Source organism: Aerococcus sp. HMSC23C02, assembly GCF_001806805.1.
GTDB classification, from domain to species: domain Bacteria; phylum Bacillota; class Bacilli; order Lactobacillales; family Aerococcaceae; genus Aerococcus; species Aerococcus sanguinicola.
In genome coordinates, this window is record NZ_KV786044.1 from 140,798 (window position 1) to 164,841 (window position 24,044).

The following is a 24,044-nucleotide window of genomic DNA, read 5'->3' on the forward strand; positions in this document are numbered from 1 at the left end:
AGACGGCGCTAGCCGTTCTTGAACCTTTGAAATTCAACGATCAAATTCAAAAGTGCAACGGATGCTCACCAATACAACTTGTTAAAGACACATTAAAAAAGCCGTCCCAGCTAGCGCATGAGCGTTAGCTGGGACGGCAATTTTTATGACTTTAGAGAGCTTATTTATTTTCTAATTCAGCAAAGGCTGAATCAATAACTTCTTTCATTTGACCAGCAGACTTGTCCATTAAGTTTTGTTCGTGGTCGCTGAGTGGTAATTCGATGACGCTACGAACGCCTTCGCTGGTTAGGACAGCAGGGGCACCGATATAGATGTCCTCTTGATTGTACTCACCATCAAGGTAAACAGAGATAGGGAGGATGGCTCCTTCATTGTTGAGGATAGCCTTCACGATCCGGGCTAGGGAAGCAGCGATACCGTAGAATGTTGCACCCTTGTTTTCGATAATGCGGTAAGCTTTATCGCGAACATCGTAATAGATTTCTGTCAAGCGTTCTTCATTGATTTCGGGGTGAACCTTAACCCAGTCTTCCATTGGGAGTCCCCCAATATTAGCGTGAGACCAGACGGCAAATTCACTGTCGCCGTGTTCCCCCATGATGAGGGCGTGGACACTACGGGAGTCAACATTGGTTAAAGCACCAATTTCTTGGCGGAAACGAGCACTGTCGAGGGCAGTCCCTGAACCGATAACCCGGGAAGATGGGAAGCCAGAGAATTTCCATGTGGCATAGGTCAGGATGTCTACAGGGTTGGTGGCTACCAGGAAGATCCCGTCGAAACCACTAGCGACAACTTGGTCAACCATGTCTTTGAAGATTACCAAGTTCTTGCTGACAAGGTCGAGACGCGTTTCACCTTCTTTTTGAGCCATGCCTGCGCAGAGAACCACGATGTCGGCATCCTTACAATCGCTATATTCAGCAGCAAAAATCTTCTTAGGGCTAGAATAAACTAGGGCGTCTTTTAAGTCTTCGACGTCACCAATCACACGTTTTTTATTAATATCAATGATACCAAGTTCGTGGCCGATGCCTTGCAATACAGTAGAGAAAGCGAAGCTAGAGCCAACTGCACCATCACCAATTAAAATAATTTTATGTGTTTTATCTTTTGCCATCAATAAGACCTCTCATTTCTATTGTATCAATATGCTTATACTAGCCATTATAGTGATTAGCTAGGGGGATTTCAATGCTTTCCTAGAAATTGTGAAATGATAAACGAAGTTAGAAAAAAACAGCAAGCGTTATCATATGTGATTTAACAAAAAAGGAAAGAAATTTAAGGGGATGAAATAAATACAAAAAATGTATTCGATAGATAATTGTGATTGTTTTTACAATTATGATAGCTAAGATTTAAGCCTTAAAAGATAGTCTTGGTCCTAGTTTAACTGCAAGCTGAGAACTTGTTTGCGCTGGGGGTCTAAGGTACAATAAGTATGATTAGAAGCTACTTGCGCTTCGCAATCAGAGCAGCAGTATAGGATGCTTAGAAGAGAAGGGCTCCGCCCTTAAATAAAGGAGTATGACGATGAAATTAGTAGCAGGCTTGGGAAATCCAGGCCCTAAATATGAACGATCCCGCCACAATATTGGTTTTATTACTTTGGATGAATGGGCTTACCAGCACCATCTGACCTTTGACCAGGAGAAATTCAAGGCCAAATATGTGGAATACCGTATCCAAGGGGAGAAGGTTTTCTTTATCAAGCCACAGACTTTTATGAACCTATCGGGTGAGAGTTTGATTGGCTTTGTGAATTATTTCGATATTGAATTAGAGGACCTCCTAGTGATCTATGATGATATGGATATGGATGTGGGTCGCTTGCGTATGCGGCGCAAGGGCAGTTCTGGTGGCCATAATGGGATGAAGAGTATTATCCAACACTTAGGGACTGACCAAGTCCAACGTTTAAAACTAGGCGTGGGCCGGCCACAAGCAGGCGTGAGTGTGGTGAACCATGTCTTAGGGAACTTCCCCAAAGAAGACCATACCGCCATGCTCGAGAGCACTCGCCAGGCGGTAGCAGCCATTGATTATTGGCTAGCCGGCCATTCTTTTGAAGAAACCATGACCAAGTATAACCATTAGAGAGCAGGTGTTTTCTTGCAATTAGATCAATATATGACTGAAGCGCTCGATACGGATGCCCGTCAAGCTCTGGCTGAAGGGCAGAGCGTTCTCTTTCTAGGCTTACAGGGCTTATCCAAGGCCTATATCGCCCAACTCGCCTACAAGCAGGCGGTGGGTCAAAAATATTTAATTGTGACTAATAATTTACTTGAAGCTGAACGCTATTTGGATGATTTAGCCAACTTCATTCCCGAAGACCGGCTCTATCTCTTTAATACCGCAGAGAGTGTGGCAGCCGACCTAGCTGTAGCCAGTCCAGAAGCCTTGGCTGACCGCTTGGCTGTGATGAAATTCTTAAGAGAAAGTGAAGAAGGGGGAATTATTCTTGCCCCGCTTTTTGCTTTGAAGAAGCGTCTGATGCCTGCTGCACTCTGGGACAGTCTGCACTTAGAATTAAGCTTGGGGGATGACTTGCCTGCCCCCCAACTGGCCAAGGACCTCTTAGCGCGGGGCTATAAGAGGCGGCCAATTGTCGCAAGTCCGGGTGAGATGAGTTTACGGGGAGATATTGTGGATTGCTTTCCTCTTGACCGGGACCAGCCCGTCCGCTTCTCTCTGGCCTTTGATGAACTGGAACGGATTTCAAGCTTTGATCCAGACAATCAGAAAAGTCTAGAGGACCTAGACCAAGTCCAGATCATCCCGGCTGATGACTTCCTCTTTCAGCCTGAACAAATGAAAGCCCAAGCGGACCGGCTCCAAGAAGCAGTCAAGCAAGAAGTTGGGGGCATGGCGGATGCTGACTTAGCCCAAGAAATCAAGGGAAATATGGCAGAAGAGGTCAACTTATGGCGGACCGGGGAGAGTTCGGAACTGACCGCTTACTTTAGCCAATACCTCTATGAGAGTGAGGACAACTTGCTCAGTTACTTAGGGGATGAGAGTCTTCTAATAATCGATGACTATCCTCGCCTCCAAGAATCTGCTGCTAGCATTGACGAGAATGCAGCAGCCTTCCTCCAAGCTAAAACGGAGCAAGGCCAGCTCCCGCCGCAAATCGCTTATTATACTTCCTTTAAGGAGAGTTTAGAGGCCTACAAGGGGCGGTGCTTGTACTTGGGCATCTTCCAGAGGGGCTATGGCCAGATGAAGTTTGACTATCTCCATGAATTCCAAACCCGGCCGGTCGTTCAATTTTATGAACAGATGGACGCCCTCAAGATGGAGATCCAGGCCTGGCAGAAGACCAAGCGCCAAGTGGTTATTGCCCTGTCGACCGCTGACCGCCGGCGCAAATTAGAGGAAATCCTCCAAGCTGAAGGCCTGGCGGTGGTGTCTTCGGACTTAGGCCGGCTCCAAGAAGATGCCGTGAACTTAGTTTTGGCTAATTTCACGTCTGGGATTGAGTTCGTCAATGAGCGCTTGGTCCTAGTCTCGGAGGCAGATATCTACCAGCAGGTCAAGAAGAAGAAACGCCCTAAAGCTAACAAGCAGCTCTCGAATGCGGAGCGCCTTAAGAACTACCAGCAATTAGAGGTGGGCGATTATGTCGTTCATATCAACCATGGGATTGGGCAATTCACAGGGATTGAGACCATTGAAGTGGCCGGGTCGCACCGGGACTATTTGACCATTGTCTATGCCGACCAGGCCGCTATCCATGTGCCTGTGGAGCAGATTGACTTGGTACAAAAATATGTCTCTAGTGAAGGCAAGACACCTAAGCTCAATAAGATGGGCGGCAGCGAATGGGCTAAGACTAAGCGTAAGGTGAGCGGGCAGATCGAGGATATCGCAGATGACCTGATCGAAATCTATGCCAACCGGGAAGCCCAGGAAGGCTATGCTTTCGGCCCCGATACCCCGGAACAAGCAGACTTTGAAGCAGCCTTTCCTTACAGTGAAACGGAAGACCAGTTGCGATCCATTGACGAGATTAAGACGGATATGGAGAAGTCCAAAGCGATGGACCGTTTACTCGTGGGAGATGTCGGCTTTGGGAAGACGGAAGTTGCCATGCGGGCTATTTTTAAGGCGCTAATGGAAGGGAAACAGGCTGCCTTCCTAGTGCCCACTACCGTGCTCGCCCAGCAGCATTATGAAACGCTCCTGGAACGTTTCCAAGACTGGCCCTTTGAAATTGCTCTCTTGAGTCGTTTTAGGACTAAGGCCCAGCAGGATGAAACCATTGAGGGCCTCGCTTCTGGCAGGGTCAACTTAGTTGTTGGTACCCACCGACTCTTGTCCAAGGATGTCAGTTTCCTAGACCTGGGCCTCCTCGTTGTCGATGAGGAGCAGCGCTTCGGGGTCAAGGCCAAGGAACGACTCAAGCAGCTCAAGGCCAATGTAGATGTGCTGACCCTGACGGCGACACCGATTCCACGGACCCTCCACCTATCGATTTTAGGGGGCCGCGACTTGAGTGTGATTGAGACGCCACCAGCCAACCGCTATCCAGTTCAGACTTATATTCTCGAGCAGAATCCGGAAGCTATCCGCGAAGCTATTGAGCGCGAGCTCGGCCGGTCGGGTCAAGTTTTTTATCTCTTTAATAATGTGCAAAAAATCGAAGAGAAGGCCTTGGCTATCTCGGGTCTGGTACCCGAAGCCCGGGTTGGGATTGCCCATGGTCAGATGTCGGTGAACCAGCTGGAAGAGGTCTTGATGGCCTTTATCGAGGGGGACTACGATGTCCTCGTAACGACCACGATCATTGAGACAGGCGTGGATATTCCTAATGTCAATACCCTTCTCGTTGAATCGGCTGACCGCATGGGGCTCTCAACCCTCTACCAATTGCGCGGCCGGGTAGGGCGGAGCAACCGGGTAGCCTATGCCTACTTCATGTACCAGCCGGACAAGATGCTCAGTGAAGTCTCTGAAAAACGCTTGGCGGCCTTGCGTGATTTCACTGACTTGGGCAGCGGCTTCAAGATTGCCATGCGAGACTTGGCCATCCGGGGTGCCGGTAATCTCTTAGGCAAGCAGCAGCACGGCTTCGTGAATTCGGTCGGCTTCGACCTCTATTCGCAAATGCTCAGTGAAGCGGTGGCTAAGAAGCGGGGCCAAGCGCCAAGCCAACCTGAAGAGCCGGTCGAACTCGAGATGAATATCAATGCCTATATTCCTTCGACTTATATTGCTGATGAGAAGCAGAAGTTGGAAATTTATAAGCGGATCAACCTATTAGAAGATACGGAAGCCATGTGGGACTTGGACGAAGAATTGATGGACCGTTTCGGCGAACCGCCGCTTGAAGTCCAACTCCTCTTGAATGTGGGTGCGCTTAAGGCCAATGCTAAGAAAGTTGGCATCAACCATATCCAGACTCGAAATAATGGGGTAGAGTTACACTTCCATGCCAGTCTGGACCAGCAGACGGCTGTACCTAAGATATTTGAGGCCTTGGATAAGATTCCTATGCGCCTACAAATGAAAGAAGACAAGGAAGGCCAACTTACCCTCTTCCTGCAGATTGGAAAGTTAGAGCCAGTAGAATGGCTCGACTACTTGCTCCAATTTGTGAGTCAACTCGCTGACCAGATCGATAGCCCGTCTGATGAGGAGAGCTAGGAGGCTAAAATGAAAGACCCAAGGAAAAATATTGCCAAAGGAGCCTTCCTCTTGACCCTAGCCGGTATCATTGCCAAGATTTTGAGTGCAGTCTACCGGGTGCCCTTCCAAAATATTGTGGGCGACGAGGGCTTCTATGTTTACCAGCAAGTCTATCCCATCTATGGGATAGGCATGACCTTTAGCCTGTCCGGTTTGCCTAATTTTATTGGCCGGCAGATTGCCTTCCAAGCCAAGCTGAGTCAGCGGCGTCTCTTTGTTCAACGTTACAGTCTGATGATGTTGGTTTTTGCTGGCTTATGTTTTGGCCTGACTTACTTTGGGGCTGGAGTCTTGGCCCAGGCCATGGGTGATCCCCTCTTGGCACCGGTCATCCGCTCGGTTAGCTTTATGTTCCTCTTTATGCCGGTGCTGATGATCTTACGGGGAAGTTTTCAAGCTTATCAAGTGATGCTACCCGTCGCCCTCTCCCAGATCATTGAACAAGTAGTCCGGGTAGGGGTGATTCTCCTAGCCGCCTTCCATTTTGTCAGCCTGAGTGCTGAAGGAAGAAATTATTACCAAATGGGAGCCCAGGCCATGCAGGGGGCTTGGCTTGCGGCCCTGGCTGCTAGTCTTGTCCTAGTTTGGGCCTTGGCTCAGAGCCGGAGCTTGCGCCGTTTTATTACCTGGCCGAAGCCCCAGCAGCAGGTAGAAAAGACCCCCTACCATCTGCGCTGGTCATATCTCATTAAGGAATTTCTCAGCGAAGGCCTGCTCTTGTGCTGCTTTGCCTCGCTCTTGGTCTTCTTCCAATTGGTGGATTCTTTCACCCTCTATGAGGCTCTGCTAGGGAGCGGTTGGTCGGATTTAAGCGCCAAGTTGGCTAAGGGGGTCTATGATCGAGGCCAGCCCCTCGTTCAACTGGGCATGGTCCTAGCCGTTGCTTTCTCCAGCTCCTATTTACCGGCCTTGACCCGGTCCTATATCCGTCGGCAAGAATCTGCCTTTATCCAGAATAGCCGGGTCTACCTCCGCCTGACCACTTTCGTTAGTCTGTTAGTGACGGCGGGTCTAATTAGCATCATGCCCCAGATCAACCACCTGCTCTTTAGCGACCGGGAAGGGGCTCTGGTTCTGGCCCAATATGTCCTGATGATTATCTTCGCCAGCCTGGTGACAGGTTTAGCCAACATCTACCAGGCCCAGGGGCGGAGCCTCTACGTTGCCTTTAGCTTTATCCTAGGTATTACGATCAAGATGGCGGTCAACTCCCTCCTGGTAAGCTGGGCGGGGAGTCAGGGGGCCGTCTGGGCGAGCTTGCTGGCCCTAGCTGCCATGCTGACCTCGCTCTATAGCCTCTTAAAGGCCAAGATTCGGTGCAAGCTAGGACTTGCTGATTTGGTGTTAAGGACCCTGCCTCTCTGCTTGCTCATGCTTAGCATCAATTATTTCGCCCTGACCAGCTTTGAAGCAATCTTCGGCGCTAGCCGCTTCTTGGATAGCCTAGCTGTCCTCCTGGGCGTGGGGATGGGCCTTCTTGTAACAGCGGTCTACATGCACCAAGTGGCCGTTCTCAGTGAAGAGGAGCTTTTAAGCTTGCCTCTAGGTCGGGCTCTGTTAAAATGGATAAAAGTAAGAAAAACACAGTAAAGGAGTGCTCTTATGCGTTTAGATAAGTTTCTCAAAGTCTCCCGGGTGATTAAACGGCGGACGGTTGCTAAGGACATTGCCGACAAGGGGCGGATCCAAGTGAATGGGAATCCAGCTAAGTCGGGGACCAAACTCAAGATTGGGGATGAAGTCAGCATTGAATTTGGTAATAAGACACTGAAAATCCGTGTCGACGACCTCAAAGAATCGACCCGTAAAGCAGATGCGACCTCCATGTATACGATTCTGGAAGAAGACTTCAAGTCGCGCGACCTACCTGAATTTTATTAAAAAATAATAAAAATGGCGCTATACTTTCTGACTTAAGATGGGTATACTGTATTAATAAGCTATCAGATAGAAGTTATGCTATAATAGATGCTGATAGATAAGAGCTGGGAATTTAGGCGGCTTTTAATCCTAGGTGATGAAGGTAGGTGTCAGTGTGCGGCCTAAGAAACGAAATAAAAAAGTAACCCCCCTCTATGCAAAAAGCTCCTCAAAGAAGCGTCCCCATCATTCTAAGCAGTCTGCCCGCCAGTGGTTAGTGCGGGGTCTCTTAGTAATTATGGGAGTGATTTGCTTGACGAGTCTCTTCCAGATCCGGCGCACCCAGCAAGCGACTGCTTCGGTTAAGGAAGAAATGAAGGCAGCGGAGGCTGCCTTGCTTAGTGAGGAGAATAATCTGGCTTACTTGAAGGACCAGGAGACCCTGCTTGAGAATGAAGACTATGTGGCTAAGCTAGCCCGCAGCCGCTTCTACTTAAGCAAGGACGATGAGATTATCTTTAGCCTGCCTGAAGATAATGATTCCAAACAAGCTAAAGCCTTCAATAAAGCCTATCTTAAGGAACAAGAGAATGCACAAAATCAAAAACAATAAGTAAGAGCTGAAGGGAGAAAGAAATTAGTTCATGGCAATTGAAATCGGAAGCAAACTGACTGGCAAGGTCACAGGCATTACAAATTTTGGTGCCTTTGTTGACCTTGGAGACGGTAAGAGCGGATTAGTACATATTTCTGAAATTTCAAATGAATATGTCAAAAATATTAATGACTTTTTAAGTGTAGGGGATGAGGTGAAAGTCCTCGTTACCAATATTGATCAATCAGGTAAGATTGCCTTGTCAATGCGGAAGGCGGAAGATTCTGCCCCAGCAAAAGCCCCTAAGGCAGCGCGTGACAACAAACCACGCCGGTCCAAACCCGCCCCTAATTTTAAGCGGCAACAAAGTTCGCGGAGTTCGGATTTCGATACCATGATGAGTAATTTCTTGAAAGACAGTGATGACCGCTTAGCATCGCTGAAGAAGAATACAGAAGGTAAGCGCGGTGGCCGTGGAGGTCGTCGTAGCTAGCAAGTGATGGAGAAGAGGCCTAGGAAGTAATTTCAAGCCTCTTTTTTCGTCGTTAATCGACATTTTACCAAATAGCGGCAGCATCCGTTCCACTTTTGAATTTGATCGTTGAAGAGCCGTGGCACCGGTTCGGGCCAAGGCCCCTCACCTAGCGAGCTTCAAAGGGCTAGTAACGGCTGACGCCGACTATCCCTAATTCACATCGCTTGCTTAGTCACGGCTAACGATCAAATTCAAAGCTCCACTGCTGCTCAAAAGAAGCTGATGTATCCGATATAAAACTATTTGTGACTAGCTATCAATATTAAAAATAGAGAACTGTTAAAGCAGGAGGTTGTGATGTTATTTAAAGAACTGGTTGAGCAAGTGGAAGCGTTTTTGCGACGGGAGGCGGCGGAAGTTTTTGAAGAGGGGGCGCCCTTATTGCTGGCGGTTTCTTATGGGGTGGACTCTATGGTTTTGCTGCGGGTGGCTGAGTATTTAGGGAAAACAAGGGGATTGAAATTTGCGGTGGCCCATATTAACCACCGCTTGCGTTCTGAGTCAGATGCTGAGCAGGAAGCGCTAGTGGCCTACTGCCAGAACCGGGATATTCCAATCTCTGTTCGCATCTGGGCCCATCCAGATTTTGGCCAAGCTTCTTATGAGGAGGCGGCCCGGCACTTTCGCTATGCCAATTTTGGTCAAATTTTGGAGCAGAAAGGCTGGTCCTACTTGCTGACTGCCCACCATCTAAATGACCAGGCGGAGACGGTACTCATGCGGCTCATCCAAGGCAGCCAGCTCCAAGCCCTAGCAGGCATGCGGCCAGTCAGCGCACTATATAGCTATTCTGAGGCCCAAGTCCTCCGTCCCTTCTTGGATGTTCCTAAGGCAGATCTCTATGCCATCGCCCAGGAAGAGGGACTTCCTTATGCGGAGGACGCCTCTAACCAAGAGCGAGCGGCTCTGAGAAACCGCTTGCGCTTAGACTATTTGCCCGCCTTAGAGGAGCTCAATCCTAATGTTCAGGACCAGCTAGCTACTTTTGCTAAGGACCTGGGAGCGGGTTGGCAATTGATGGAAGAGGCCCTAGAAGCGAAGACAAGGGGCCTCATGACAGGGTCAAAGGACCACTGGCAGTTAGCTATCGACCAGCTTGACCACTTGCCTAGGAACCAGCGCCTTTTGGCCTTGCAGTACGCTTTTCAAGGAAGTCGGGTGGAAGCCTTGGCTGCCTTCCCTCGCCAGGGCCTAGAGAAGCTGCTGGATTTTTTATTAGAAGGCAAGGCTCAGGGCCTGTGGAGCTTACCGGGTGGCTACCAATTAGCTAAGGTCTACCGCCAAGCTTACATCTACCCTGCTGGTCAAGAAAAGCTCAGTCCTAGTCTCAGCCTGACTTACTCGCTAAAGATCGGCCAGTCTTTAACTTTGGAAGATGGAAGTCAAATCAGTCTAAAAGTACAAAATTACGGCTACGGCTTCTTGCCTCGATCAGCTAGCCGTGACGCGCTCCAAGTGCGCCACCGTCAGGCTGGAGATTATCTGCTTTTGAGCCAAGGCCAGCATAAGAAAATTCGGCGCTGGTTTATTGATCAAAAACTTCCTCAAGCGGACCGCGACCGGGCCTGGCTGGTCGCTTTAGCCGACCAACATATCCTAGCCATCTTCTTAGATGGCGACTTTCTCTACCTGGAACGGCACGAGAACAGCCCCTTCCATTTGTTTCTTGAAAAATAAGCATTAAATTTTATATAATTAAGCGGCAATTGGTTTTAAATTATTAAAGTTATGATAGAATGAAGGAGTTCAGAATATTTGCTGATTCTGTAATTATTTTGTTAGAATAGAAAGCGTGTGGAGGATTATTAAAGCTATGACACATCCTAATGATGATATCCAAGAAGTGCTGCTGTCTCAGGAAGAAATTGCCGAGACAGTTGATCGCTTAGGGCAAGAACTAACTGAGGACTACCGGGGGAAGAATCCCCTTGTAATTGGTATCCTCAAGGGTTCTGTCGTATTTATGACGGACCTGGTACGCCGTATGGACTGTCCTTTAGAGATGGACTTTATGTCTGTTTCCAGCTACGGCTCAGGTACGGAATCCTCCGGTCAGGTTAAGATACTCAAAGACCTAGACCAAAGCGTTGAAGGGCGTCACATCTTAATTGTCGAAGATATTATCGATACAGGACGCACCCTCAAGAAGGTCTGTGAACTGATGGCCCACCGCAAGGCAGCCTCCGTTAAGGTCTGCGCCTTGCTGAACAAGCCTGAGCGCCGGGTGGTGGACATGACTTGCGACTATACTGGCCGTGATGTTCCAGATGAATTCGTAGTCGGCTATGGCCTCGACTATAACGAGAAGTACCGCGCCTTACCTTATATAGGTATCCTTAAGGCTGAGGTTTACAGTTAATCAGCATAACTATCAGATCAAAATTAAGCAGATAGGAGAAACTACATGCAGAGAAAAGGACCAAATAAGAGTTTTCTGACAAGTGGTCTTCTTTGGATTATTATCTTCTTCGCCCTAATTGGCTTGGTCAATTATATTGCAGGTGGTGGAGATGATGGATCAACCGAAGAAATCACGCAAACGGAATTTATGCAGGAATTATCGGATGAAAATCTGCAAAATATCGCCATTCAACCGCAAGCTGGAGCCTATCAGATAACTGGGGACTATCGGGCCTCGCGGGACAAGCAAGAGAGCCAGAGTGAAAACAACCTGCCTATCTTTAACAATGCTAAAACAGGCCAGGCTAAGAAGTTCTTCACGCGTGTCCTCCCCAACAATGACACCCTAGCTAAGATTAGCCAGACAGCTGAAGAGACCGATACCTCGCTCAAGGCTCTCAAGGAAGATAGCTCCGGGGTCTGGGTTAACCTCCTCTTCAGTGCCTTGCCATTAGTTATCTTTATTGGTTTTATGTACTTTATGACCCAGCGTGCCCAAGGCGGTGGCCGGGGGAACCCCATGTCTATGGGCAAGTCCAACGCCAAGGACCAATCCCAACAGTCTAAGGTACGCTTTGCCGATGTAGCTGGAGCCGATGAGGAAAAGCAAGAACTTGTTGAAGTGGTTGAATTCCTCAAAGACCCACGCAAGTACCACCAATTAGGGGCACGGATTCCTAAAGGGGTCCTCCTCGAAGGCCCTCCAGGGACCGGGAAGACCTTGCTAGCTAAGGCCGTAGCTGGGGAAGCCCAGGTGCCTTTCTACTCGATTTCAGGGTCTGAATTCGTTGAGATGTTCGTTGGGGTCGGTGCTAGCCGGGTCCGCGACCTCTTCGATACCGCCAAGAAGAATTCACCGGCTATTATCTTCATCGATGAAATCGATGCGGTCGGACGTAAGCGTGGATCTGGTATGGGTGGCGGCCACGATGAACGGGAGCAAACCCTCAACCAATTGCTGGTTGAATTAGACGGCTTTACCGAGCAGGATAATGTGATCGTTATTGCGGCAACCAACCGTTCCGATGTACTCGACCCAGCCTTGCTCCGTCCAGGTCGTTTTGACCGTCAAATCTTAGTTGGTCGCCCTGACGTTAAGGGCCGGGAAGCCATCCTCAAGGTCCATGCCCGCAATAAGAAGTTAGGGCCTGATGTGGATCTTAAGGTTTTAGCCCGTCAGACCCCAGGCTTTACGGGGGCAGAACTTGAGAATGTCTTGAATGAAGCAGCACTCTTAGCAGCCCGCTTGGACAAGGCAGCTATCGACATGGTGGATGTGGATGAAGCCCAAGACCGGGTGATTGCTGGGCCAGCTAAGCCAGACCGGCAAGTGAGTGAGAAAGAAAGACGGGTCACAGCCTTCCACGAAGCGGGCCATACCGTCTGTGGTCTGGTCCTCAATGAAGCTCGGATTGTCCATAAGGTGACCATCGTTCCCCGGGGCAAGGCTGGCGGTTATGCTATTATGCTGCCACGCGAAGACCAGAACATGTACAATGCTAAGGACTTGCGCGAACAGATTGTTGGCTTACTCGGGGGTCGGGCAGCTGAAGAAGTCTTCTTCAATACCCAAACCTCTGGGGCTTCCAACGACTTTGAACAAGCTACCTCACTAGGACGCAGCATGATCACCGAATATGGGATGAGCAAAACTTTGGGCCCTATCTCTTATGAAGGGAACCACAGCATGCGGGGCGCACAAAGTTATGGTGAGAAGACCTACTCTGCTCAAACGGCAGCCAAGATTGACCAAGAACTCCTCCAATTGATGGAAGACTGCTTGGCTGAAGCTAAACAAATTCTCAGCGACCACCGTGAACAAGTGACGATTATCGCTGAAAAACTCTTGGAACTTGAAACCTTGGATGCCCGCACCATCAAGAGTCTCTTTGAAACAGGTGAAATGCCGGCTGAAACTGTAACAGAAGTCGAAGAAGAAGCCCGTCCTAAGACTTATGATGAAGTCAAAGAGAAGATGCAGCGCGAAGGTCAAAAGAAACAGGAAGAATCTAAAGAACAGTTAGAAGAACGCCAAGGTCTAGACGCTTCTGAATCTGATTCAGAAGACCAAGAACCTGGTCGGCGAAATGAACATATTCAAGAAGAAATTGCTCAACGCCGGCAGGACGAAAAGGATGAGGACTAAGGCTCATCACTGGCTTGAAGATTAAGCAGGGAGCGCTTCGGCGCCCTGCTTTTCTGCTTTTTAATTTACTTATATCATTAAATCGTATTGGGGAGCATGCCTTCCGCTTTTGAAGCAAATTATTTGGCAAGGCCAAGAAAACAACGTAATCTGTAAGAAAAGATGAAAAAAGGACGTGAAGAAGTGACAGATCAATTAGTTAAAGCCACAGCCTTCGACGGGCAGATCCGTGTACGTGCAGTAGATGCTAGCCAGGTGGTTGCTAGCGCCCAAGAAAAACACGATTCTTGGAGCGCTTCTAGTGCAGCTCTGGGACGAACCCTTGCAGGAACCCTTCTCCTAGCTGCGGATATTAAAGACGATGCCAAGATGACGGTGCAAATCGCCGGAAATGGACCAGCGGGTAAGATTGTTGTGTCTGCAGATGGCCAAGGCCATGTTAAGGGCTATATTGACCAGCCCCATGTCAGCCTCGATTCCAATGCCCAAGGCAAGATTGATGTCCGCGGGGCAGTTGGAAGGGAAGGAACTTTTTCTGTCATCAAAGATCTCGGTTTAAAAGAACCTTTCCAGGGTCAAGTGCCCCTGGTTTCGGGCGAGATTGCCGAAGACTTCACCTATTATTTAACAGTTTCTGAACAGGTGCCTTCTGCTGTTGGACTGGGCGTTCTTGTGAACCCAGATGAGTCGATTGCTTGTGCGGGCGGCTGGATGATTCAAGTTTTGCCAGGCTGCTCCGAAGAAGTTATCGATCAACTTGAGGCAAGTATCGCTGACATGCCCCAAGTGACGGACTTGCTCAGCCAGGGCTTGACGCCAGAAGAGATGATTTATCGCTTGCTGGGTCAAGACCAGGTCAAGATCTTGAGTCAGGAAGAAGTCAGCTTTAAGTGTGACTGTTCCAAGGAACGTTTTGCCCAAGGCCTAGCTGCAATCGGCAGTCAAGAATTAGAAACGATTATTGAAGAAGATGGTGGCGCTGAAACGGTCTGCCACTTCTGTAACAAAACCTATGAATTTACGGCGGATGAACTGAGAGCCATTGCGGCCCAGGCACGAGCCTAGAAGAGGAGGAGAGCATGTCAGCTGTAGAGCGAGATTTGAGTCAATTAATTATGGGGACGCCCTTGGTTAAATTGCAGCGGTCGACCCCCTACCGTGCAGCGGATGTCTATGTCAAACTTGAAAACCGCAATTTGACAGGCAGCGGGCGCGACCGGGCAGCCTTGAACATGCTGGAGGTCAAAGAAGCGGAAGGAGCCTTCGATGAGAAACGTGCCTTCGTTGCTATCGATGATGGTTACTTTGGTCTCAGCCTGGCTAGCCTGGCTGCCATCCGTGGCTTCGATGCGGTAATCTTTCGCAGTCAGGCTTGGCGGCCGGAAGTGACAGAAAAGATTCAGGCCCTAGGTGCCCAGGTTGAGAGTCTGGATGGTCAGCTAAGTTTCAGCGAGCAAGTGGAAGCTGCTAGGACCTATGCTCTGGCCCATGACCTGCCTTTCCTAGATCCCTTCTCTGACCTAGCAAATCCAAGCATCCATGCAGTAACGACAGGTCCTGAGATTATTGAAGCCCTGGGCCGGGTACCGGATGCCTTTGTGGCGGGGGTCGGAACGGGTGGTACCCTGACTGGAGTTGCCCAGGCCTTGTGTGAGCAGAAGGAAGATGTTGGTATTTATGCTGTGGAACCCGCTCAAGCCGCTGTCCTATCGGGGGAAAGCGCCGGCCAACATCACTTATCGGGGATTGGCTACGGCTTTATCCCTGCTAGCCTGGACCGGACCTGCTTCGACCAGACTATCGTCGTGGACGAGGTCAAAGCTTTGCACTGCCAGCGTTCCTTAGCCATTAACGAAGGCTTGATCGTAGACTCTGGAAGTGGAGCAGCCGTCGCTGGAGCCCTCGCCCTAGCTGAACGCTTAGGCCAGGACCGTCAAGTAGTGGTAAGTGTGACTGCTGTTTATGAGGCTGTGTAGGCATAAATATGAGTAGAAGCTGGGGGATGCCCGGCTTCTTTGCACGAAGAAACGAATCGAGAAAAAGGTGACTGAATGATAAAAATAGGAAATATTGACATCTCCAATCCGATCGCTGTTGCCCCCATGGCTGGTATTTCGAATGCGGCTTTCCGGGTGATGGTGAAGGAGATGGGCGCGGGACTGGTGGTTTGTGAGATGATCTCCGACCAAGGCATCCACTACCGCAATAAAAAGACCCTGTCCATGCTCCATATTGAAGAGAGCGAATGGCCTCTCTCTGTTCAGATCTTCGGTGGGTCTGAAGAGTCTCTAGCTGAGGCCGCTCGCTTTGTCCAAGACAATACCCAGGCAGCGATCATTGACATTAATATGGGCTGCCCCGTCAATAAGGTTGTGAAGACTGATGCGGGCGCCCGCTGCCTCTTGGATCCTGAAGAAGTCCACTGCCGGATTAAGGCAGTCGTCGATGCAGTCGACCTGCCTGTTTCGGTGAAGATGCGGACAGGCTGGGACGCCGACCACATTCTGGCCAAGGAGAATGCTCGAGCTGCCGAGGAAGCAGGCGTCTCTATGATTGCCATGCACGGCCGGACCCGCGAGCAGATGTACCGTGGCCATGCCGACTGGGACATTATTGCTGAAGTTGCCCAGGAATTGACCGTACCTTTCTACGGCAATGGCGATATCCGGACCCCTGAAGAAGCCAAGGCGGCCCTAGATAATTATGGCGTCGACGGCGTCATGGTCGGCCGGGCCTGTCTGGGGGATCCTTTCATCATCCAACGCATGGTCCACTACTTAGAGACTGGTGAACTCCTGCCAGAGAAGAAGGGATCTGAACGAATCGATGAGGCCCTAGACCACTTGCGACGCCTAGTTAATCTCAAGGGAGAAGTCATCGGTGTCAAAGAATTCCGTGGCCTGGTGAGCTACTATCTCAAAGGAATTTCCCGGGCCTCTAAGGTGAAACTAGCCTGCACCCAAGCGGACACTTATGACGAAGTGCTGGGCCTACTCAGCCAGTTCCAAGAACAAGTCTTAGAACGCGAAGCAAAAGAAGGGCGCTAGGCCCAAATAGACCTTGCAATTTCGGCTAGAAATTGGCAAGATAGTAGGAGATAATAGAAATAGCGATAAAAGTATGGGAGTGAGAAGTTTGACGAAGGAAAATGTCAACCAAACAGCAGAATCGAGCACTGACCAATTGCAGGTTCGCCGTGCCAAAGTTGATGAATTAAGAGAGCATGGGATTAACCCCTTCGCTTCAGGTTATCAACGCGAAAACACAGCAGGTGAATTGCACGAGGGCTACGAAGCCTTCGACAAGGAAGAGCTTGCTGAGAAGGACTTAGATGTTGCCATTGCGGGGCGTTTGATGACCAAACGCGGCAAGGGGAAAGTTGGTTTTGGTCATGTCCAAGACATGAGCGGCCAAATCCAAATCTATGTCCGTAAAGACGAAATCGGAGAAGAAGCCTATAATACGATTTGGAAGAAGTCAGACCTGGGGGATATTCTAGGCATCCGCGGAAAATTAATGCGGACCAATACCGGTGAATTATCCGTTCAAGCCAAGGAATTGATCCACCTAACCAAGGCCCTCCGTCCCCTACCGGACAAGTACCATGGCTTACAAGACAAGGAACAGATCTACCGCCAACGCCACCTGGATTTAATTACCAATCCAGAAAGCATGGATCGCTTTGTCAAACGGTCTAAGATTGTCCGTGAAGTTCGTCGCTTCTTGGATGACCAAGGCTATTTGGAAGTGGAAACACCAACCCTCCATAACTTGGCTGGGGGAGCGAGCGCACGTCCCTTTATCACCCACCACAATGCCTTAGATATTGACCTCTACCTCCGCATCGCCCTGGAACTCCACCTCAAACGTTTAGTAGTTGGGGGCTTTGAGAAGGTTTACGAGGTGGGCCGGGTCTTCCGTAATGAGGGGATTGACCATACCCACAACCCAGAATTTACCCTACTTGAAGTCTACACAGCCTTTAGTGATATGGCGGGCGTGATGGACTTGGTGGAAGGCCTCTACCAACATGTGGCCCAGGAAGTACTGGGAACCACCCAGGTCACTTATGGCGACTATGAATTAGAGTTCGGTGGCAAATGGGCCCGCATCCATATGGTAGACGCCATTAAAGAGGCCTGCGGTGTGGACTTCTGGCAAGAAATGTCTGACCAAGAAGCTCGCGACCTGGCTAAAGAACATGGGGTTCCCGTGGAAGATAATCATACGGTAGGTCATGTGATCAATGAATTCTTCGAACACTTTGTTGAAGATACCTTGATTCAGCCAACCTTTGTCTATGGCCATCCTAAGGCCATCTCCCCATTGGCTCGGACCAATGAAGAAGATCCTCGCTTCACCGACCGCTTCGAAGCCTTCATTGCAGGAGCTGAAGCTGGGAATGCCTTTACCGAGTTAACCGATCCAATCGACCAGCGCGAACGCTTCGCGGCCCAAGCGGCTGAGAAGGAAGCGGGCAACGATGAAGCCCATCCTTATGATGAAGACTTTATCGAAGCTCTGGAAAGCGGGATGCCACCAACAGGGGGATTGGGTATCGGGATCGACCGGATGGTAATGATCATGACCAATGCCTCATCCATCCGCGACGTCTTGCTCTTCCCAACCATGCGGAATAAGTAATTGATAGTAAAGAAAAAGACCAGCACGCCTTTTGCGCGGCTGGTCTTTTTTGATTGAGGGAGATGGTGCGGGGGATTATTCGTTGTTTCGAATAAAAATCTCTGCTGAGCCCACTTGGTTAGAAAAGTTGTGAGCTACATGTTGTACACCCGGAAGTTTATAGCTAAGCTTTCTTCCGATAGAAGAAGATATTGGCAATAAACAGGCTGATGATCCAAATGACTAAGCCAATGAAACTACTATCAGCTATTTGGACTTGTTTTTGTTCGGACAAGAGCTGGGTTAAGGCCGCCATGAAGGAATATTCATTGATAGATTGTAAAGTTTCATTCATTTGGGAGAACATGGGAACGAGAGTAATCAGGACCATGGCCAAGATACTATTGATCTGCCCTTGAGACTGAGTGGATGAAAGCCAGGCAATCAGGAAATAGAATAGGATACAGGCTAGGGCAGTGAGGGCGCTGATGACGAAGTAGTTAAGCGACATCTCTCTCAAATTGCAACCGTCAATTAAGACGGGATATAAGATAATCGCTAAAAGACTAATTACACTAGGATAAAAGATAGTAGCTAATATATATTCACTACTCTTAACACCAATTAAGCGTAAGGAACGCAAACTGTTTTTCTCTTTTTCTTCCCCGATTGTGCTAGTAATCAGAGTTCCGATCGAGAGGCCAAAAGTAAAGGTCAAGCTAATAAAGAGGATTTCACTGCCATTTTCTCCATTATTATTTAACATCCCGTTATAAAGCAGAGAAAAGCCGAGGGGCATTAGAAGAAGGACAAGTGTATTTGGTGTTTTAACAATTAATTTTGATCTAAGTTTAATGAGAGACGAAATGGTATTAATCATATAAAGATTCTCCTGTCACTTGAATAAAGATGTCTTCGAGAGTCGGTTCACATGAATGGATAGCGACGACGTTCTGCTTGGTCAGATTCGGATCACAGTCATCGAAGGATAATTGTTGACTGCTTTTATCGGCATAAGTTAAACGAACTTGGCGGTCTGTCGTGTGCGCCATAATAATATCTTTCGGGGCACCCTCTTCAACAATCTCTCCCTTGTTCAATAAGACTAGGTTGTCGCATAACTTTTCAGCTTCGTCCATATCATGGGTGGTAAAGAAGATACTCGTTCCTTGGTCTTTTAAGCGGGCAAGTAAGCGGTGGACTTTCCTTGAAGTGCTAGGGTCTAAGCCGCTAGTGGGTTCATCAAGGAAGAGCAAGTCTGGCTTATTCAGAAGGGCGCGGATGAGCAACATTCTTTTTTTCATCCCTGTCGATAATTTCTCAGCTGGCTTATCGCGGTCTTCATAGAGGTCTAGTTCCTTCAATAGCGAATCAACATAGCTGTAGTCAGCCTTTAAGATATCCGCATAAGTTCTCAGGTTATCCAATAGGGAAAGCTTTTCATAGTAACCACTGGTGTCACTCATAATGCCAATATTCTTGAAATCATTAGAACTTAAGTGTTCAACAGGCTTGCCTAGGATGTAGATATCTCCCTGGTCTGGCGCCAGTTGCTTGGTGAGGATATTGATAGTTGTTGTCTTGCCTGAACCGGAAGGCCCTAGGAAACCTAAGATTTCGCCTTCCTGGATAGAAAAACTAATCTGGTCAAGAGCCACTGTATCCTTAAAGCGCTTGGATAGGTTTTTAACACTTATAATGTTGTCTTTTTTTGATGTCATAACTGTCCCTTCTAGAGGCTAAATGCCGATAGGTTTTTAAAATTTTATTAAGTAAATCCATAGTAACATAAGTCGTTTTCATTTGTCTAGTTTAAGCATTATATACTTTAAAGCTATGGAAATGTGCGAAAATCATTTTCCGTAAGTAGCGTAAACTTCTTTAAAATTGTCAAGAAAAGATTACAATTTGTTAACAAATACTTTAATAGCCCTAATCTTCTTTCGAATTCGATATAATAAGTGTACGCAAGAATATTAATAAGAATTAGGAGAGTTAAAGTATGAAGAAAAGATCCTATTTATTTTTAGCGTCACACCTGGCCCTAGCCAGCTTTATTGTGACCGCTCAAAATGTTCAGGCGGAAGAAGTGCCGGCTGAAGAGGGAAGCAATGCCTTAGAAGTTAAGGCGCCTGTAGAAGAAAACACCCAAGTCAATGAAGAAACACCTGCAGTAGAAGCAGCTGCCCAAGACCAAGACCAGGTCAAGGCGACCTACCAAGCGGGGAAGACGGATCAAGGCCCTAAAGTTGTTTATGAGGAACCCGGCCAAGCTTCTGAAACTACTAAGACTGAAGAAAGCCAGCCTAAAAATGAAGCAAACAAGGGCGATGCCTACACGGTTGAACCCCACAAAGTATCTTATGATGGCACTATTGTCCGTACCCAACATACCTTAGATACCAAGCCATGGGGCGTGCAAGGCTTTGAAACAATTCTGAATAATTTGAAATCCTATGATGGTCAAGCCGCCAAGGTAGATGCTGAAGCAGCGACCAAGCGGGCAGACTGGATCCGCGTGTCCTTTGCTGATGGCCAAGAAGGCTGGACCGATCGTCGGGCCCTCCGCAAGGGTGAGCGTTACACCAGCCCTGTTAAGGAAGTGAATGAAAGCATGACCCTGGCCAGTGGGAACCATACCCTGGACAGCCTACCTTGGGGGACTGCTGGTTTCAAGACTTTGAAGACCAACTTGAATGACCGCCAAGGCGAAGTGGTAAGGGTCAGCAAACTCGTTTCAACTGAACGGGCGAACTGGGCCTATGTGACCTTCCAGGATAGCTTAGCTGGTTGGGTGGACCGCAATGCCCTATCTAAGAAATTACCTGGGGACAAGTATCTGACGGAACCTGAATCGCTTAAGGCTTATGGCCGGATCACAGGTAAGAGCCACACCATCGACTCCAAGCCATGGGGGATTTACGGCTATCAGACTCTAGTGACCCGTCAACAATACCCGAACTACCGCAACAAAGCGGTCAAGATTGACCAAGCTGTCTCAACGACACGCGGGGACTGGCTCCATATTGAAGCAGTCGATGGGTCGGTTTCCGGTTGGATTGATCGCAAGGGGATTACTTTCTCTGGCGATGCCTACACTAGCCCAATTAAAGAAGTCAACTATACTGCCCATATTAAGAATGGCAACCACACCTTAGACTCCAAACCATGGGGTGCTCCTGGTTATGAAACCTTACGCAGCCGTGGTCAGATGAAGGCTTACCAAGGTCAGGATGTGAAGGTCACCAAGGAAGTGTCAACCACACGGGCTGACTGGGTCTATGTGAACTTCGCAGATGGTTTAGCCGGTTGGTTCGACAAGGCTGGTATTCAGTCAGGGGCTAACCCAGCGCCTAAGCAAAAGGGCGACCGCTATACCACAGCTGAAAGACAGGTCAACTATACGGCAACCATCGTCCAAGGGAACCATACCCTCGATTCGAAACCATGGGGGATTGATGGCTTCGAGACTTTAAGAAGCCGTCAACAAATGAAAGGCCACCAAGGCGAGTACGTTAAGGTCACTAAGGAAGTTTCCACCAACCGTGCCAACTGGGCCTACATTACTTTAGCGGATGGGACCAGCGGCTGGTTCGACCGGGCAGGCCTCGTTATCGGTAAGGAAGATGCCTACACCAGTCCGATGAAGGATGTTAACTACACCGCCTATATTAAGAACGGCAACCATACCGTGGACTCTAAGCCATGGGGGATCCCAGGCTACCAAACCATCAAGAGCCGTCAAGAGACTAAGGCTTACCAAGGTCAATCTGTTCAAGTAGACAAGGAAGTTTCTACCAACCGTGCCGACTGGGCCCATGTTCGCTTCAATGATGGGACCAAGGGCTGGATTGATGCAGCAGCCTTGACCCGTCAAGCCCCTCAAACCAAGCAAAAGCCAAGCACTTCCAAGGGTGTTAAAGTGCGTGATGTGGCCTATGCGGTCCAACACGGGGATACCTTGAATTCCATTGCTCGTGACTTCGGTATTAGTGTGGAAGCCCTTCAAAACTATAATAAGCATGTTTCGCCAAGTAATCTCTACTCAGGCCAACGCATCTGGATCCCCGAAGCCGTGGCTCAGCCAATGGACCTCGCCCGCTCACGTGATGGGCGCAAGGTCATCTACCTAGATGCTGGACACGGTGGGGCAGAGACAGGGGCCGCAGCTTATGGTTACTTAGAGAAGAACCTGAACCTCAACTTCACCAACCAATTAGCAACTGACCTCCGCCAACGCGGCTATGAATTGATCCTCAGCCGGACGGGCGACCAGTATGTGTCACTCACTGGCCGGTCAGCCGATGCCAACCAATCCAATGCGGACCTCTTCCTATCTATCCACCACAATGCGTCAGCTAACGGGGCCCAAAGCGGGATCGAAACCTTCTATTATGAATACACAACAGGTTACCCATCCACCATTAATGGTAACTACCACAATGATGCCCAACGCCTGACCAACAGCCGCTATATTGCTGGCTTGGTTCAAAACAACTTGATCAATGCCACAGGGGCTATTAACCGTGGGGTAAAACGGAACACCTTCGCTGTCGTTCGTGAAACTATGGTGCCAGCCGTCTTAATTGAACTCGGCTTCATTGATAACTATAACGAACTCCAAAAAGTCGCTACGCCTTCCTACCAACAAAAGATGGTCAAAGCCATCGGTAGCGCCGTAGACACCTACTTCAAGACCCTTTATTAAAGAAGAGTGCGCCAAAAGTCGCTTAGGCCTGCTTACACTGGAGTAAAGGCTAGGAGAGCCTTGCTAGAGGCTCGGATATCGTTTATGAAGTGGAAGCCTGGACTGACTTTTGAAGCAGGTTTCCAGTAGAGTGCGACAGAAGTCTTTAAGGCTTATTTGATTTATCTAAAGAGACCGGGACATAGCTTCCGGTCTCTTTTTATCTATATGAAACTTCAAAAGAAAATCTTGCGAAAAAGTTTGACAATGAAATGGCAACGTGGTATTCTATCAAAGGTGCTTTTTGTATACAGATTCCTGTTATTAGTGATACAGTCGTGCTGACTGCCATACATTAATGCACAGAAGTAGGAAAGTTAATCGATCATGGATCGGTTATTTCTTTTTTACAGTAAAATGACACACCAGGGTGTGTGGACTTAAAAAGAATCTCCCAATTATTGGGAAAGGAGGAGCAGTAGTAAATGCCTACTATTAATCAGCTAGTACGTAAACCACGTAAATCAAGCACAGAAAAATCAAAATCTCCTGCTTTAGGACGTGGTTATAACTCAATGAAGAAGAAACCAACACATAACAACTCTCCACAAAAACGTGGGGTATGTACCCGTGTTGGGACAATGACACCTAAGAAACCTAACTCCGCTTTACGTAAGTATGCGCGTGTTCGTCTTTCTAACCTTATCGAAGTAACTGCCTACATCCCAGGTATCGGCCACAACCTACAAGAACACAGCGTTGTGCTTATTCGTGGGGGCCGGGTAAAAGACTTACCAGGGGTTCGTTACCACATCGTTCGTGGCGCACTCGACACTGCCGGTGTTGACGGTCGTCGCCAAAGCCGTTCTAAATACGGTACGAAGAAACCTAAGGAATAAGAAAAGGCGAAAGGAGGAGTTTAAATGGCACGTAAAGGACATATCGCAAAACGTGATGTATTACCAGATCCAATTTACAATTCAAAAGTAGTAACTCGCTTGATCAACCGTTTGATGATCGATGGTAAACGGGGTAAAGCAGCTTCTATCTTATACAAAGCATTCGACAGCATTAAAGAACAAACTGGTCGTGAAGCAATGGAAGTCTTCGAAGAAGCACTTGAAAACATCAAACCATTGCTTGAAGTTAAAGCTCGCCGTATCGGTGGGGCTAACTACCAAGTTCCAGTTGAAGTGCGCCCAGACCGTGGACAAACTTTAGCTCTACGTTGGTTAGTTGGTGCAGCTCGCGACCGTGGTGAAGGTACCATGGAAGTTCGTTTAGCGCGTGAAATCATGGACGCTGCTAACAACACAGGGGCTGCTGTTCGTAAACGCGAAACTGCCCACAACATGGCAGAAGCCAACAAGGCCTTCGCACACTTCCGCTGGTAAGAGAGGAGCGAGTGGGGCCTGCCTCCACTTGGCTGCTTTATTTATTGGCTATATCATCAGCATTCACTCAATGCTCCGTAACTTTTATACGGAAATGCAAAAAG

19 protein-coding genes are annotated in these 24,044 nt (G+C 48.6%); 16 read left to right on the plus strand and 3 right to left on the minus strand.

Translation table 11 applies throughout. From position 1 onward, the window contains the following. Nucleotides 1-160: 160 nt before the first annotated feature. Nucleotides 161-1,123: an L-lactate dehydrogenase gene (locus HMPREF3090_RS04780; RefSeq protein WP_067973132.1), complete on the minus strand. Its 963-nt coding sequence runs from the start codon at nt 1,121-1,123 to the stop codon at nt 161-163. A 410-nt stretch (nt 1,124-1,533) separates the two neighbouring features. Here HMPREF3090_RS04780 and pth point away from each other — a divergent pair, with 410 nt between their 5' ends. The 13 genes from pth to lysS all read left to right on the plus strand — a co-directional run bounded on the left by pth (nt 1,534) and on the right by lysS (nt 17,880). Beyond that, the gene (pth, locus tag HMPREF3090_RS04785; RefSeq protein ID WP_210382185.1) at nt 1,534-2,103 is read left to right on the plus strand and encodes an aminoacyl-tRNA hydrolase; all 570 of its coding nucleotides are present in this window, start codon (nt 1,534-1,536) and stop codon (nt 2,101-2,103) included. Between the two features lie 15 nt (nt 2,104-2,118). Continuing rightward, entirely contained in the window at nt 2,119-5,658 is a 3,540-nt protein-coding gene (gene mfd / locus HMPREF3090_RS04790) for a transcription-repair coupling factor (protein WP_246818692.1), read from the plus strand. 9 nt (nt 5,659-5,667) lie between these two features. Further along, nucleotides 5,668-7,290 carry a putative polysaccharide biosynthesis protein gene (locus HMPREF3090_RS04795; RefSeq protein ID WP_067973124.1) on the plus strand — a complete coding sequence of 541 codons (1,623 nt, stop codon included), beginning with the start codon at nt 5,668-5,670 and terminating at the stop codon, nt 7,288-7,290. A 12-nt stretch (nt 7,291-7,302) separates the two neighbouring features. Then, nucleotides 7,303-7,581 (plus strand): RNA-binding S4 domain-containing protein, encoded by a 279-nt coding sequence (locus HMPREF3090_RS04800; protein ID WP_067973121.1) that lies wholly within the window; start codon nt 7,303-7,305, stop codon nt 7,579-7,581. 136 nt (nt 7,582-7,717) lie between these two features. After that, nucleotides 7,718-8,173 (plus strand): FtsB family cell division protein, encoded by a 456-nt coding sequence (locus tag HMPREF3090_RS04805; protein WP_067973118.1) that lies wholly within the window; start codon nt 7,718-7,720, stop codon nt 8,171-8,173. Between the two features lie 31 nt (nt 8,174-8,204). After that, nucleotides 8,205-8,648 (plus strand): S1 domain-containing RNA-binding protein, encoded by a 444-nt coding sequence (locus HMPREF3090_RS04810; RefSeq protein ID WP_067973116.1) that lies wholly within the window; start codon nt 8,205-8,207, stop codon nt 8,646-8,648. Between the two features lie 339 nt (nt 8,649-8,987). Then, nucleotides 8,988-10,367, plus strand: coding sequence for a tRNA lysidine(34) synthetase TilS (gene tilS, locus HMPREF3090_RS04815; protein ID WP_067973113.1), 1,380 nt, complete (start codon nt 8,988-8,990; stop codon nt 10,365-10,367). A 136-nt stretch (nt 10,368-10,503) separates the two neighbouring features. Next, nucleotides 10,504-11,049 (plus strand): hypoxanthine phosphoribosyltransferase, encoded by a 546-nt coding sequence (gene hpt / locus HMPREF3090_RS04820; protein ID WP_067973109.1) that lies wholly within the window; start codon nt 10,504-10,506, stop codon nt 11,047-11,049. A 45-nt stretch (nt 11,050-11,094) separates the two neighbouring features. Continuing rightward, nucleotides 11,095-13,236 (plus strand): ATP-dependent zinc metalloprotease FtsH, encoded by a 2,142-nt coding sequence (gene ftsH, locus HMPREF3090_RS04825; protein WP_067973107.1) that lies wholly within the window; start codon nt 11,095-11,097, stop codon nt 13,234-13,236. 183 nt (nt 13,237-13,419) lie between these two features. Beyond that, a complete protein-coding gene (gene hslO, locus HMPREF3090_RS04830) occupies nt 13,420-14,301 on the plus strand; it encodes an Hsp33 family molecular chaperone HslO (RefSeq protein WP_067976541.1) in 882 nt (293 codons plus the stop codon). A gap of 14 nt (nt 14,302-14,315) precedes the next feature. Next, nucleotides 14,316-15,212 carry a pyridoxal-phosphate dependent enzyme gene (locus tag HMPREF3090_RS04835; protein WP_067973104.1) on the plus strand — a complete coding sequence of 299 codons (897 nt, stop codon included), beginning with the start codon at nt 14,316-14,318 and terminating at the stop codon, nt 15,210-15,212. A 75-nt stretch (nt 15,213-15,287) separates the two neighbouring features. After that, nucleotides 15,288-16,283 (plus strand): tRNA dihydrouridine synthase DusB, encoded by a 996-nt coding sequence (gene dusB / locus HMPREF3090_RS04840; RefSeq protein WP_067973102.1) that lies wholly within the window; start codon nt 15,288-15,290, stop codon nt 16,281-16,283. 73 nt (nt 16,284-16,356) lie between these two features. Further along, nucleotides 16,357-17,880, plus strand: a complete 1,524-nt coding sequence (gene lysS / locus HMPREF3090_RS04845) for a lysine--tRNA ligase (protein ID WP_101603701.1) — start codon at nt 16,357-16,359, stop codon at nt 17,878-17,880. A 163-nt stretch (nt 17,881-18,043) separates the two neighbouring features. On the opposite strand, the gene HMPREF3090_RS04850 is transcribed toward lysS, so the two are convergent. Further along, nucleotides 18,044-18,739, minus strand: coding sequence for an ABC transporter permease (locus HMPREF3090_RS04850; protein WP_067973094.1), 696 nt, complete (start codon nt 18,737-18,739; stop codon nt 18,044-18,046). Continuing rightward, complete coding sequence (locus HMPREF3090_RS04855; RefSeq protein ID WP_067973091.1) at nt 18,732-19,580, minus strand: ABC transporter ATP-binding protein; 849 nt, start codon at nt 19,578-19,580, stop codon at nt 18,732-18,734. The genes HMPREF3090_RS04850 and HMPREF3090_RS04855 overlap by 8 nt, the downstream gene beginning before the upstream one ends. A 281-nt stretch (nt 19,581-19,861) precedes the next feature. Between HMPREF3090_RS04855 and HMPREF3090_RS04860 the strand changes: the two genes are divergently transcribed. The 3 genes from HMPREF3090_RS04860 (at nt 19,862) to rpsG (ending at nt 23,940) form a co-directional block, all read left to right on the plus strand. Beyond that, nucleotides 19,862-22,567 (plus strand): GW dipeptide domain-containing protein, encoded by a 2,706-nt coding sequence (locus HMPREF3090_RS04860; protein ID WP_067973089.1) that lies wholly within the window; start codon nt 19,862-19,864, stop codon nt 22,565-22,567. A 464-nt stretch (nt 22,568-23,031) separates the two neighbouring features. Then, nucleotides 23,032-23,445 (plus strand): 30S ribosomal protein S12, encoded by a 414-nt coding sequence (gene rpsL / locus HMPREF3090_RS04865; RefSeq protein WP_067973086.1) that lies wholly within the window; start codon nt 23,032-23,034, stop codon nt 23,443-23,445. A gap of 24 nt (nt 23,446-23,469) precedes the next feature. Next, complete coding sequence (gene rpsG / locus HMPREF3090_RS04870) at nt 23,470-23,940, plus strand: 30S ribosomal protein S7 (protein ID WP_067973083.1); 471 nt, start codon at nt 23,470-23,472, stop codon at nt 23,938-23,940. The last annotated feature ends 104 nt before the right edge of the window (nt 23,941-24,044 follow it).